We start from the raw sequence: 13,384 nt of genomic DNA on the forward strand, positions 1-13,384 counted from the left end.
TGCTATTTAGTTTTGAACTGGTCCCGACGAACTACCCGAAATCCACTCGATTTGAATCCGCTCCCCAATGGCCCCTGTGCCATCCGTAATAAACTGGAGCTCGTTAATAATGCCTTTCCACTCGGCTTTGCTGGTCAAATCCCATTCGGCAGTGTGCCAATCCCCATCGGCTTGCAGCGCAATCGTATAATAATAATCGTAGGATACGTTGTGGCCATCTGGATAAATCCAGGAATAGATCGTACTGGGTGGGTCCTGTGAAAAATCCGCTTGTCGGGCCCGACGCCATTTTAACGTCATGCCCGGATTGCTACGGGAATAGGTCACGTACCGGTAACGCATGTAGACTTTTTTATGACTAACCGCATCCCATGCCCCCGCTGGCGAATAGAGTTGGCCTCCATTTTGCCAGGTAATATCCCAGTTACTACGCGCTGATTGATAGCCGCCATCAGTTGCGTTTTTTAAGCTCCAGAGCTGCCTACCTGCTTGGTTGAATCGATATTCAGGCGTTAAGGATCGACGGCTTTTCGTTAAGTCATAGGCCGCTTTTCGGATTTCAGCGAGGGTGCCCGTCACATAGACTAGGGAAAATTTCAGGTCAATGTTTTTGTCAATGATCAATTGCGGCTGCCATGACAGGTACGAGCGGCCAAATCCCTCGCCATTGGGCAGGTTGTAGAGGCCATCATACTGGCCAATTTTTATACTGGGTGTTGGCATGATAATTCCGATGCCACGCCCATCCGAGCCAATGCAGGCAACCCAGTTTTCAGTGATGTAGTGCGATCCCTGCGTTTGGCCCGAATTTTCCGGTAAGACAACCGATCGCGATGCAGCTCCTGTGTACGGAAAGTCCCCATCGTACCAATGCCAGGTGCCTAAACTGCCATTGGCATGACCAGCGGGGAATTCATGATACCTAGGGTATTGTTGAAAGTTATCGCCGCCATTCGAGGAATTCCGATCCAATTTTATGCGGTACCAAGCCCTGGTCCAGTTGCCGGTTTGATTCACCCACTTTTCTAATATATCGCCAAGTTTGAGGCTTTGTCCATCGGTTTCGTGGGTGTTGGGACCATTCCACTGAGCCATATCGACTTTGGTATAGTCGATGGTTTTGCCATTCACAGTACCCCGGCCGTAGGTTAATAGGTTCGATGATTGGGCGTTGATATCGCCAATTTCTAAGGGCTGATCACCAATGGTCATTTCAAACCCATTGTATACCCACGGTGCTGGATTTCGGTAGGGTGCGATTTGAAATCCTGACCCCAAATCTAAGGTTCCCTCTTCTCTACCCTCATCCGATTTGCGCCCATCAGCATAGCGCGGATTGGCAATCTGATTGCGATTAATCGTTTTATCCCAAATACCCTGAATCCCACCTGCGAGGCCGTTGTTGCCGTAACTACCGACTTTTAGATTCAGAATCAACTTAACCGTGTCCGACTCCTGAGCCACGGTATAGCTCCCCGGAATGGTACTGGCCGCAATGGGTTCATAGGAAAAATCACCTGCCAGGTTTTCCGCAATGGAGTTGCCAATAATGGCCGTTGTGCTCCCTGTACAACCGGAAACAGTTATAGTTGCAATGGCTGTTTTGGGGGAACAGCCCGTTTTGGTAGCGGTGACCGTGTACGCGTAGGGTCCGTTGGTAGTTGGTGCCACAGTGGCTACAGTCTGCCCCAGGGCGGAAAAGCCTGACCGTGCCCAACTAAAGCCAAGGCCCGTGGCGGCTGTGCCGGACACAGTGGAGGCTAGGGTAAACGAACTACCACAGGTAACGCTTAGACTCGTTGCGGCCAGGGTATAATTACAGGAGATGGTCGACGTACTGGCCACCATCGACAGTTCGGATTTGACGACTGTGGGTGGTGTTGGTGGCGACGTAATTTTGGCCTCCCGGTAATCGCCCCGCCAGGTGATGGTTTCCGCCAGTAACGACTTGAATTGAAAATAAAGATCATTGGGCGCAAGACCCGCAGCGGCATCCGTAAGCCGAAACCACTCCAGTCCCGCTTTTCGGCCTTTGATTCTAAATTCATAACCGGGTGTAACTGGCCCTGCCCCTTTATTGACCCAAAACGTCACATCGGTATACCGATCCACATCCTGACAGGGCCACCACCAATACAGCCATAGTGCAGGATGCCCGTCCTTAGTCGCAATTCCTCCAACAATAATGGGTTTTCGATAAAACTGCTCATCGGGGTTTGTAGCCGAAACGATGCCCTGTTGTTTGATCCAGAGTTTGGGTTGTACCAGCGTCCAGGGCGTGTCAAAAATCCAGTTCAAAAGACTAGCCCGGTGGAAACCCTTCGTGTACATCTCCACGCTGGCCAGCGATTTGCCCCCGTTGTTAGCGCCGAGTGCTGCCTTTGGCCGCGTTTCACTCCAGCCCCGCAAATAATCGTTAAACAAATACATCCCAATCGCATCCGCTTCAGTCCAGTCGGGATTCAATGGACGGGAATTGAGCGTAGAAAACTGAGCTTCTGTGGTGCCTGTTCCAGCGGGGGTTAGACCTGATTCGGTTTCGGTATCGAGTCGGAATTGACGCAGGAACCTGACGGCGCCAAACCCTGCCTGACGTACATCGGAGCGGGGCAAATGTACCCCACCTGCCCGGAAGTATTGATTGGTACAGTAGCGGGCGAAGATTCCATAGAACTTTAACTGCGATTTATACGCATCCTCATTGTAGAGGACGGTGGATTGGCCTGTGATGGTAGTGGTTCGAACATCGGTTCGCCAGATCAGGCCGCCCGAACCATTCTTTTTATAGGTACCGTTTGAATTCTTCTCAAATAAACTCTCCTCATCCCAGGTATGCTGCACATAGGAGCCGACGCCAACAAACGCTTTGCCGTCTTTAACAAGCTGTCCCAAGTCCGAAGGTGCACCCATGGGGGTACTTTGGGAACTACCCCGGTACGGCTCATGGATAGTCCAATAGGACATGTATTTTGGGTAGCCCGTCGTATCCAAATCATCGAAGAAATACGGCGCCAAATGGGTTAAATTCCCAAAGTCGGACATACCCGACTTCATGTTAGGGTCAAGTCGAATCAGCTCCTTGGTTATCCACCCAACCTGATTATACCATTGCTGGTAATAGGAAATCCCGTTATTTCGGGGGGTATAAACTTCATGATTGACACTGAAATAATCCACCCCTCCGCCCTTCCAATCGGGCTGCTGAAACGTGGCATACCAGAACTGGGCGTAGAGTTTACAGGTTTCTTCATCATCAATAAAGAGGTGTTGCCCTTCAAACCCACTGCCCGGATTGCCTGCCCAATCCAGGAGTTTTTGCTTACGGGGGTCCGAATTGGGCAAACTCTGCGCAGCATTGTAAGCTGCCTGATAGTTTGCCATTTCCAGCGCCCGTTTGAACTGTGTCGGATAGGTATCGCCATCATTCCAGTGGGCTGATTCTGATGTTCGCGTCCATCCCCTGCTGAGCAGGCCATTATCATTCATGTCCGAAAACAGCGTTCCCGGATAGATAATAATCTTGGAAGTATGGGGAGCAATCGGCGGGAATCGCTTGTACAGCGCCGTGCCTAATGCCGTTTGCGGGGCCAGGGCGTAATAGTTGCCGAGCAAACGAGGGACATTTCGAACGCTGTCCGTGAGGACCGGCGCAGGCGCGGAGATGACCGGATGGTTTTGAAAGTCGGTTCGGCTATCGGAAAAACTGTAGGTGTATTTTCCGACAATCGCCCCCAAACTTGGGTAGGGAGTTATGGGCAAGGTGCCCGTATTAACCGCCGTCAAAAAGGCTATGTCCCCGGTTTGATTCAGGGGGTAAATTCGTTTATCCCGAAGAACCGTTTTTTTGATAATGGCCCCGTTAACTGTCGTGTTGACGGGTTGATAGACTAAATTTTGCGCAGGAAGTAGATTGGTTGCGCTAATTAAAGTAAGCCAAAGAAGAAGTAGCTTTTTCATGGTTGTTAGTTCAAGGAATCATTGGTCTGGCCAGGTTCTGGGTCACCGCCTTCGATTACACCATCCGTTGGATCAAGCGAGAAATTGCCGAGCGTGGTGCCCGTACCCGAGCAGTCGCGCAGTTGATAATGATCAAATCCATCCGCTAAAGCCGGTTCAGTGGATGTAGTCTGAGCTACCTTTTGATCATAATCCAGCGCATTGAACACATCCAGGGATTCGTCACAATTGAGAGCCGATCCATCGTATTTCCAGTAGCGAAAGGTGCCATCAGGTTGAGGGAATTTTTTATAGGCGTCCATGGTCGTTAGGGAGCTAAGGTTTTTGAATCATACCAGGGACCAATGCAGCCTTTAGCGCCGTTGTAGCCAGCGATCATAACCGGATAGCCTGATTGGCGGGGCTGATCTTCCCAGACGATGGGCCAGCTTTCGGGTTCGGCCTGCAACGCATTCCAGATTTTGGCCGAAATTCGAGCGGTCGAGCTGCCCGTTTCTTCGTAGAGCATCCGAACGAAATACCACACATTCAGGGCGCTAACAAAGGCCTTCGAGGGACCAAAGGAGACTCCACTGTGAAGTAATTGAACGCTGGTATTGTCCGTAATGACCAGCGCATAGCCGTCGCTGGCCCCGCTCCCAAAGCGAAGGCCAATGCCTAGACGGGAATCGGAGGTAAAGGCAGTGGGCTTGATAAGACCCAGGGCGCGGTCAGCATCGAGTGAGTTCTGTGAACCGTTGCTGGTAAACTGCACCATCCGCATATCGGAGGAACTTGCCGTTGCGGTCTGGCAGAGTTGACCCGCCGACCAGCCCCATGTACCCGTTCCACCGATAAAAGCATAACCTGGACTTGGATTTGAATCCTCATCAAAGAAGTTGACGCTGAAATCGTTGCTGTGGGTCTGATCCGAAACATCCGGCATGATTCTGATCTGCGCCCGGTTAATAGTCAGCTGGTGAATGTCCCAAATGGTTTGTTCCACTGAATCCGTGTCGGTGACGAACATGCGTAGTATTTGGTCAACCACTGTACTGAGCACCGTGATCCGTCGTAGTCCTGTCGTGGCATCAAACCCGAAGGAAATGCCGACAGGCAGGGCCGAAACAACGCTCGTGGCCTTATCCTGACGACGCACGAGAAGACTTTGGGTATCATCTGGATCGGCGAACAAGTCTGCATTCAGATCATAGTATTGATCCCCGCTAGCGGTGATTAACTGGTCAGGCTGATGATTATTTACGGTCGGAACGGGATTAGCTACTTCGCCTTCCCACTCCGAATCAAGAATCTCTACATCAATGGAATCGCCACTGGTACCCTCCCAGTCTTCATCCAATATTTCCACGTCGATGGAGTCTACCGCCACCGTGGCAACTGCTTCGTAATCGATTGGATTAGTGAAAATATAGGTCTGCGTGGGTGGAGTTGTGGTATCGCAGGTACTTATATACTCACAAATAATTCGTTTCGTAACCGAGTTGGCCATGGCTGCTTCAAAAAGACTAACTAAAGCCGTTCGAAGCTCCGTTGACGAGGCTGCGTCAATAATCCTTGAGAGACTTCCATCCGAGCCGCTATCCGCTTCCTCATCGGACAACGCATGAAACCCTTCGTTCTCATCGAAATACCCGCGAACCAGTACCGCATCGGACTGGTAGTCTGGGTGCGACGCTAAAAATTTATAGACTACATCGCTCATGAACGGATTGTTGTCATAGTCAGCCACGAATACGGGATTGCCAATCTGTTGCCGCTGTAAAGCTTCGGTCTCCCCGTCAGGAATTGGCCCCAGAACGGCAAACGTCCACCCCGCAGCTGGATAGGGAGCCGTGCCGATTCGGAAATTAGCGGTAGGTAAGACGATGCTCATACAAAGTGCGATAGGTTAGGATTTTTGAGTAATTGGGCCAGCACTTTCCCCTTGAATTCGTCGCCGATGTAGCCCGAAAGGGTCACCACGGATTTGCCCGTTAGATTCGAAAAACCGGCTACATTGGGTTGAAGCGTAACGTTTGGTTTAATGCCCGACAGAGACAGATTTTTTAGAAACTGATCCCGCTCGGAAAGACTCCCCTGGCTCAAGGCTGGATTCACGGGATTGCCGCTGTCATCCACATTCATCGGCACTTCACCATCGGGCGTTTGCCAGTAGGCTTTCGGTATGGGCAGGCCTACGGTATCCGTTGAGTTGATGCGTACCGCAGTCACTTCATGGATGTCCATTTTAGTGCGCCATTTCCAGCGCGTTAACTGGAGTAGGTACGGCACAAACACCCCGTCGATCATTTCCCCAAAATCCAGTAGCCGTAGAACCGTATGTATCCCTGCCGGAAAACGGCCAATGATTTGGCCCTCAAATGTGGGGGCCAACTGCATCATCTGACGAGCATATTTCTGAATCAGCCAAGACAATGCCGACTTGCCAACGTTATGTCCAGTCGGATTGCTAACCAGCACATCAGCGTCAGCGTAGTAATAGTTGGTTTGCGGGGCAGGTGGATTGGCTGACCGTCGAAACAACGTATTCAACCGATCATAAGGCGTAGTCGAATAAGCGACATCACCCAGGGTAAGGGATAGGGTTGTGTCCGTCGGCTTTTGATTGGGCAAGGCTACGACCTGACTAGTACCGGTGATGTTCTGACCTGCCTTGGCGACCTCCATGCGAATGTTTCGGTATTCGATGTAGGGTCTAGGTGGCCCCTGTTCAGGTAAGCCGTTGGGCTTAGTGAGCGCTTCGGCCTGACACAGATAAAAAAGAAAGGAGAACACCCGGTCAATCGGGTCCATTTTAATGGAAATCTCCGCCCAACCTGGCTTGGTCTGCATGACATTGGCCACCATCTGCGAGTGGTCAATCAAAATACCTACCTGCTCTTTTTTAGAAGGGTTCATCTTCCAGGCACCACTCGCCTGCCCGATATAACCCCCTTCAGGGGTGAAGGCAAACACCACGATTTTGGCGGACTTCGCATTATGGAGCTGGAATTCGCCCGTTATGGTGCGCGTAATCGACTGACTGAACTCCGGTGAATTCTGGTCATAGTCCACCCGAATGCCGATGTAAGGCGAATCAGCCGTTAGTTTCTCGTCACCGGCTCCGTAGAGAACAAGGCGATACGGATCTAGTTCCGTGCCTGATCCCGCCCGAAATCCATCCGCTTCGCTGATGTTATTGCGACGCCAGCCGACGGGCAGAAACGTGCTATCGACCTGCGAAAAATCGGCGTTAGGCAATCGGGACTGATAACGGCCATACGACTGCTCCAGCTTGATCGCCTTTTTAGGTATTGGCAACAAGTCAACCGGCCCACCCGCTAAAATTTGGGCTGGAAGTCCTTTTCCAACATCAAGAATCAAATTTCGGGAGGTGTGTGAACCGGGGGCATCGCTAACCAAATTACTCGTATAGGTACGTGTGTGAATGGTCTCAGTGGAAGTATTATTCCACAGGTCCCATCCGCCCGCAGCTTCGTCAGCCCGAATGACCCACCATTGTCCCTTAGTCTGGGAAAGCCGACAACCAAACAGATCAACAACACGCTTCAGGGCATCCCAGCCGAACTGCGTGTCACCTGAATCAGTCACTAAGGTTTCCGAATTGACCAGCGCCTGATACAGTGGATCGGTAGCCGGATTGGCTTTGTTATCAATCCGGTCCAGCCCTACCTCTGTCTGTTCAAACAGGTTAACCCCCGTCGTTAGTGGTTGATCAAACCCGGCATTCGAAAAGGCTGAACGAAGAATGGTTGACAGGCTAACGTATCCCTGTAAACGTTTGCCATTCGCATCCAACAGTGAACGCGTTTTTAGCGATGCCAGGCCATCTGAAGCGACGACGGAAACCTTAAATGGTTTTGAGGAGTGGTCCATTTTGAAATCCACCGCAGTAATCCAGCCGAAGTGTTCAACGGCAAAACCAGACCCTTCATCGATCTCAATTAGAACCAGCAACTCCCGCTCATCTTCGGTATAAAAACTTTCCGCTTGCCAGTACTCCTGACAGACTAGTTCAAATGTGAACTTGAGTGGCCACATCGACGAGAGCGGATTATCGGGCGAATCGACGGCCTCGATGACTAAGGGTTCTCCACCTGGTAAGATCTCGATAGCTTCGCCTGTATAGTCCCGACGTTTGAAGCTGATTCGAAACTGAGCAGGAATAGTACCCGCGGTCAAAACCTTATAGTAGCTAAAGAAGAAATTTGTCGAATAACTCATGACAGGCCCCCTCCAAGGGCGATGTCAGCAGCCTCTGACCGGCGAATGATTAACCGTAATTCTGAACCAGAAATGACTTTTTCAACAGAGAAATTGCCTCCACCACCGACCGCTCCCATTTTAACTAAACTTTGCGCAATGATTCCTCCAGCCTTCGAAGCTGGTGCAATAAATTCCGGGTTGCGACTAGCCCCTACGTATTCACCGGTTAGGGAGTAAGTAGGTTTTTCAACCGTGCCACCATCGGCAAAGGGAATGGCCTTTACGGCGGCTCCACCTGCAATAAGAAGCCCGCCTGCAACCTGTTGCCCTAGACCTGGTGCAAGTGTAATTCCGAACGTCAATGGTGCTGCTGCAAGCAATGCGGCACTTGATAGGAGCAAGGCTGTGCCTAGTTGAATGATATAATTCCCAAGAATATCCAGAATGGTTTTCAAGGCAGCCTTTAGTGGATTTTGCCCTTGACCAATAGCACTACCGATACCGGAAAGTAATTCAACTCCACCTTGCGCAAGTGTAGCTTTACCCGTGCTCATAGCAGCAGCTAGTTCCTGCACAGAAAGATTTATTGCATCTTTTCCGGCTCGAACTTGATCAATCATACTCTGCACTGCTACTACATTGGGCATAGTGCCGCCTGCCAGATTGTCGGCGCGAATTTCAGCTAAACCAGTTTTTTCGTTTGTAGCACGACTATTTTTGTTCAATAGAGCGATGTACTCAGCCAGCGAATCCATCGTACTTCGTGGTATTGCTAACCAACTAAAGAGGTCTTTTGAGATACTGGACTTTAGTTTTTCAATGCTTTCGGTATACTGGTCAATCGTGCGGTATTTCAGCACATCATTAAATCGGGCAGCCAAGCCGGGTAGGCGCTGAAGTGGAGCTACTACAAGGCCTGCTATGTCCCTAAACTTTTCGGACCCTTCGGCAGTGAAAAAATCCACTTTAGGTTTTATTGATTGGGCCTTATCCAGTTTTTCAAGACTCCCAGTAATACGGGCAATTTGCGCATCTGTCCTTTCAAGTAGGTGCACGTCTTCCGCTGATACGAACCCCTTTAGTGCTCGCTGATCTTGAATTTTCTTTGCTGTATTTTCGCTTACTCGCTGTAAGATTTCTAAAGCTGACGACGACTCTTTTACGGCAGCCGTATGCTTTTTAGTGTCACTGGTGGCATCCTCAAGCCTGCTAGAAAGAATCTTATATCTATCCAGCAGTTCTGTCGGCACTGCTTTATTTGGATTGTCCGACCTGAAACTCTCAACAGCCTCTTTAGCTGCCTTTACGTCATCCTTAAGCTTAGCAATAGATGATTGACCACCAATACTTACAAAATCAATAGCAGTTGGTGTTGTCTTACCCTTAGTTAGCTTTACCTGCTGTTCAATAGCAACGTCAAGATTCCTTTTGTTAAAATCGTACTCTTTTTGGGCGTCCGAAATAGCTTGACTACTTAATTCGCTTTGCTTTTTGCGAAGCTTTTTTTCGGACTCTTCATAATAGCCGAAATAAGCACCAATACTGCTTGCGCGAGCCGCAAACCCATCAAGCGCGGTAGTGCGATCCTCTAAGGGCGTCTGCTTCTCTTTGGTTAGCTTTGCTGCCGATTCGGAAAGTTTTGCAGCATAATAGTCAGCTTGTGATTTTAGAGTTAGTGATTTCGTATACTCACGAATAGCTTGCGTAGCATTCTTGGTATTTATTGTCTCTAAACTGATATTTCCCAGATATTCAGGCGAAATAGCATTTATGTCAGCAATAGCCTTTTTTCTATCTAGCTTAGAGTGTTTTTCGTCACGAGCAACTGCAAGTAAGGCACTCAGGCGACCCGTTTCTGCACCTATCGACTGGGCTAATGAAGTGTGAGCTTCTGATAGAAGCCTTGCTGAACTATAGGAAGATACAACTGCCAAATTAAATTTAATGATACTGTAAGTGGCTACACCCACCGCAGCCAATACTGCTACTACAGCAGTTATAGGACTGAATAGTGCGCCAAATCCAGTGGCAATCGTAGGAAGTAATTTAACAACAGTGCCTAGTCCTAAAGTGAGTGGTCCAATGGCAGCAACAAGAGAAGTTACAACCAAAATAGCCCCCTGTGTTTGTGGGGTTAGGTTGGAAAAATCATTCGACAGTGAGGTAATAAAATCGCCAAGGCTATTAATTTTCCCCGTAAGATCAATTGCCTTATCGGCTGCCTGCCCAAAATTATATTTAGCTATTGTTAATGAATCACTTAGATTTTCTAGCGCATTTTTGGGGCCACCTATTATGCGAGGTAACTTTGACAACTCAGATGTCAGTAGGTTGATAAAATATGTCGAATCCTTACCTGCTATCTTTAGCTTTTCAGAGATAATCTCTGGGTCTACCGACTTAAAAATCTTTAGAAGGGCAGGAGCAATAGAAGGGGCAGCCTCAATAATTGGCCGTAAATCTTGACTAAGAACCTTTCCCTTTGCGGCTAGCTGCCCAAGCTGAACGGTAACACTATTTAATTCTGATTTACCGCCCCCAGTCAGAGCTATCGCATTTCCGAATTGAAGGAGTGCTTTTCGTGCATTATCTGCCGAGAATCCAACGGCTTGGAGTCTTACACTACCTGCTACAGCTTCTTGTAACCCCAAGCCAGGTAAGGCACTAACAGATCGTAAAGCCTTGAATTCGTTACCAGCTAAGCTGGCCGACCCCATTACTGATACCAACCCTCGATTTAGAGAGTCTATCTCCGCATAGGATTGAAGTATTTGTCCTCCGAGCAGTGTAAGGGGAAGGGTGAGTCCAACGGTTAATCGCTTACCCGCTTTAGCTACATCATCCGCCAACCGACCCCAACCAGCGGAGAATATTTTGCGGGATGCATCTTGCTTTTCGTAAAAACTAGTTAGAGATGCGTTGGATTGGGTCGCAAAACGACTTATTGATGCTGAAGCTGAACTGGTTGCCCCCGCAATAGCACTAGTAAACTTATCGCCAAATTGGATCGCAAAACTTCCTAGCTCTTGCAGCTTGGAAATAGCCTTCCCTACACCGGACTCAAGCCCGGTGGGGCTAAAACCCATCTCAACGGTTAATTTACGCTCCAAGGTAGGTAGTTGCACTAGGCTGGTGAATGCCTACGAAACTACTATTACCAATAGACTCAAAATATAACCCTACGGTAAGGTATTCAGCCAAATGGTTATATTGGCATTATGAAAGAAGTAATTAAGATTGTTGCAATATCAACCTCAACCCTAATCCTATTTAGCTGTAGTAGCCCATTGGATAAAAGGTATAATAGTGAAACTATGTGGGCTGACGTTCGTGAAGGCTCAACCAAGGCAACCGATTCACTAAATCATGAACTTTGTGGTCAGGCTGTCGCCGATAATGCAATTCATGGAGTGAAAAATGAGGACTTTACTTACAGGGAGTTAATAGATAAAGGGTATAAATTACTTGGCAAAGCTCACTCAGAAGCCTACATTGATAGCCTACGTAAAGCAAACAATCTTTAAGTTAACTAATTAAAACAGTTACAGCAACTTACTCAAATCATGTATCTACATGTAATAGGTGGGCAAAGAATAAGGGGCTTTACTCCATAAAATAAAGCCCCTTATTCTTTGCATTTTAAGGCTATGGAATATGGCCCCATGTCTTTCCATCCCTAATAAGCCGTATTGCAGCTTCACTAACTAAGTGCTGGGCTGCGATTTGATTCATGGATATTCCCTCTAGTAATGATTTGCGAATTTGCGGAATGTCGGACTCAATGAGTTTTGACATTGGATTACTAGAGCCAGTAGGGCGCTCTTTGTTATTTGGATCAAAAGTAATATCTGTCACCGATGCCCATGCTCTACCTCGCTTAATCTTGTGTATGGCTGCTAGGGATACGCCATATTCACTAGCTAGCAACTTTATATTTTCTTTACTAAGTAAGCGAGCCTTGATTTCGATTACCTGTTGTTCATTAAGTGTGGCAGCCGGGTTATTGACTCCTGCGCGACCAAGAGGATGCACCGAGAAGGCCTTTACTTTTTTTCTTTCTAGGTAAATTGTGGCTCCTTCATATAGGTAGTTAACCACCTTTTCAAATTGTCCAGCCCCACCTACAATCATATTACGCACTCCCACGGAAGTATGGTGTGGCCTAATTTTAGCATTCACTCCGCATTTTTTCGATATAATTTCAGTAAGTTTTTCAATAAACAATACAGAGCCTAGGGCACCTACATAAGCCCCCTTAAAATTACCCTCACCTTGGACACCTGCATAATAGCAACCATCTCCATCAATATAGCCACGAATAAAGTGAGGTAGTTGTTTTTCGGGCAGCCATTCAGGAAAGGTAAGTGTAAGTGACTTTGCTTGCCGACAACCCAAAGATGCTAGACTTTCAGAGAGTCTCCTACTCCCTATTCTTAATGTGGCAAGATTAAGTCGTTCTCTTATGATTACATCCCCCTCATAACCCAAGATTTCTCGAAACCTTTCCAAAATGGGCAGGTCTCGCATTTGCAATGACAATACAATCCTACCTTCCCTTTGGTTATTATATCCATCAGCATACATGAAGCCCAAAAAATAGGCTTTAACCTCTGAGTCTATAATGTCAAAAAAAGATTCATCTAATTTCTTTTTCCGGGTTCTTTCAAATTTATTTCTCTGTACAACTGCACCTTCCTGAATAGCCCTTCTTACGTAGCGTGGGTCTATTTGGTAGTACTTTGCAAGAGATTCCATTGACTCCCCATCTAAATATCGAGAGATAATTTCCTTTTCGTTTCCGTAAAGCCTACTTAGTGGCCGAATGGAAATATTATTCTTCTTGAGTATTCGCTTAATTACACGATCATCGCACTCAAAAAGGGAGGCCAAGGAGTTGATACTCCCTCCGCCTCGGTAAGTATCAACTATTAAGGAGGCGTCCTCTTGTGAAAAAAATCTAGCTGCTGGCATTATTATTGACAATTTATTTTGGCTTATCGCGATCTCACCTTTTTTCGCCTAAAATTCATTGGATACGTATCCGTCTGCTCATGGCAAGAATGGCACAAGCAGCGGCCATTACTCACCTCCCAAAGCGCAAAGCAATCTTTAGCCTCCTCCACTGTAGAGATTCCATTTTCCCTCACCAGCTTTGCGAAGCTTATAATATGGTCAGCCTCAATTACTCGCTTTTGGCCATTCCTAGCCCCACAGTGTTGGC

At 48.0% G+C, this 13,384-nt stretch carries 7 protein-coding genes; 1 reads left to right on the top strand and 6 read right to left on the bottom strand.

Annotation, left to right across the window (positions count from 1 at the left end):
- Positions 1-6: 6 nt before the first annotated feature.
- The 5 genes from GO755_RS30365 to GO755_RS30385 are packed head-to-tail and all read right to left on the bottom strand — an operon-like array spanning position 7 to position 11,273.
- On the bottom strand, positions 7-3,957 hold the full coding sequence (locus tag GO755_RS30365; RefSeq protein WP_157589195.1) for a hypothetical protein: 3,951 nt from the start codon (positions 3,955-3,957) through the stop codon (positions 7-9).
- Positions 3,958-3,962: 5 nt separating this feature from the next.
- Entirely contained in the window at positions 3,963-4,259 is a 297-nt protein-coding gene (locus GO755_RS30370) for a hypothetical protein (protein ID WP_157589196.1), read from the bottom strand.
- A 5-nt stretch (positions 4,260-4,264) separates the two neighbouring features.
- Positions 4,265-5,830: a hypothetical protein gene (locus GO755_RS30375; protein WP_157589197.1), complete on the bottom strand. Its 1,566-nt coding sequence runs from the start codon at positions 5,828-5,830 to the stop codon at positions 4,265-4,267.
- Positions 5,827-8,181 (bottom strand): hypothetical protein, encoded by a 2,355-nt coding sequence (locus GO755_RS30380; RefSeq protein WP_157589198.1) that lies wholly within the window; start codon positions 8,179-8,181, stop codon positions 5,827-5,829. The genes GO755_RS30375 and GO755_RS30380 overlap by 4 nt, the downstream gene beginning before the upstream one ends.
- Positions 8,178-11,273: a tape measure protein gene (locus GO755_RS30385; RefSeq protein WP_157589199.1), complete on the bottom strand. Its 3,096-nt coding sequence runs from the start codon at positions 11,271-11,273 to the stop codon at positions 8,178-8,180. Before GO755_RS30385 ends, GO755_RS30380 begins: the two co-directional genes overlap by 4 nt.
- 108 nt (positions 11,274-11,381) lie before the next feature.
- Between GO755_RS30385 and GO755_RS30390 the strand changes: the two genes are divergently transcribed.
- Positions 11,382-11,687, top strand: a complete 306-nt coding sequence (locus GO755_RS30390) for a hypothetical protein (RefSeq protein ID WP_157589200.1) — start codon at positions 11,382-11,384, stop codon at positions 11,685-11,687.
- Positions 11,688-11,808: 121 nt separating this feature from the next.
- Here the strand turns inward: GO755_RS30390 and GO755_RS30395 are convergent, their stop codons facing one another.
- Positions 11,809-12,918, bottom strand: coding sequence for a hypothetical protein (locus GO755_RS30395; protein ID WP_157589201.1), 1,110 nt, complete (start codon positions 12,916-12,918; stop codon positions 11,809-11,811).
- Between the last annotated feature and the right edge of the window lie 466 nt (positions 12,919-13,384).

This window comes from Spirosoma arboris, from assembly GCF_009754945.1.
Lineage (GTDB): Bacteria > Bacteroidota > Bacteroidia > Cytophagales > Spirosomataceae > Spirosoma > Spirosoma arboris.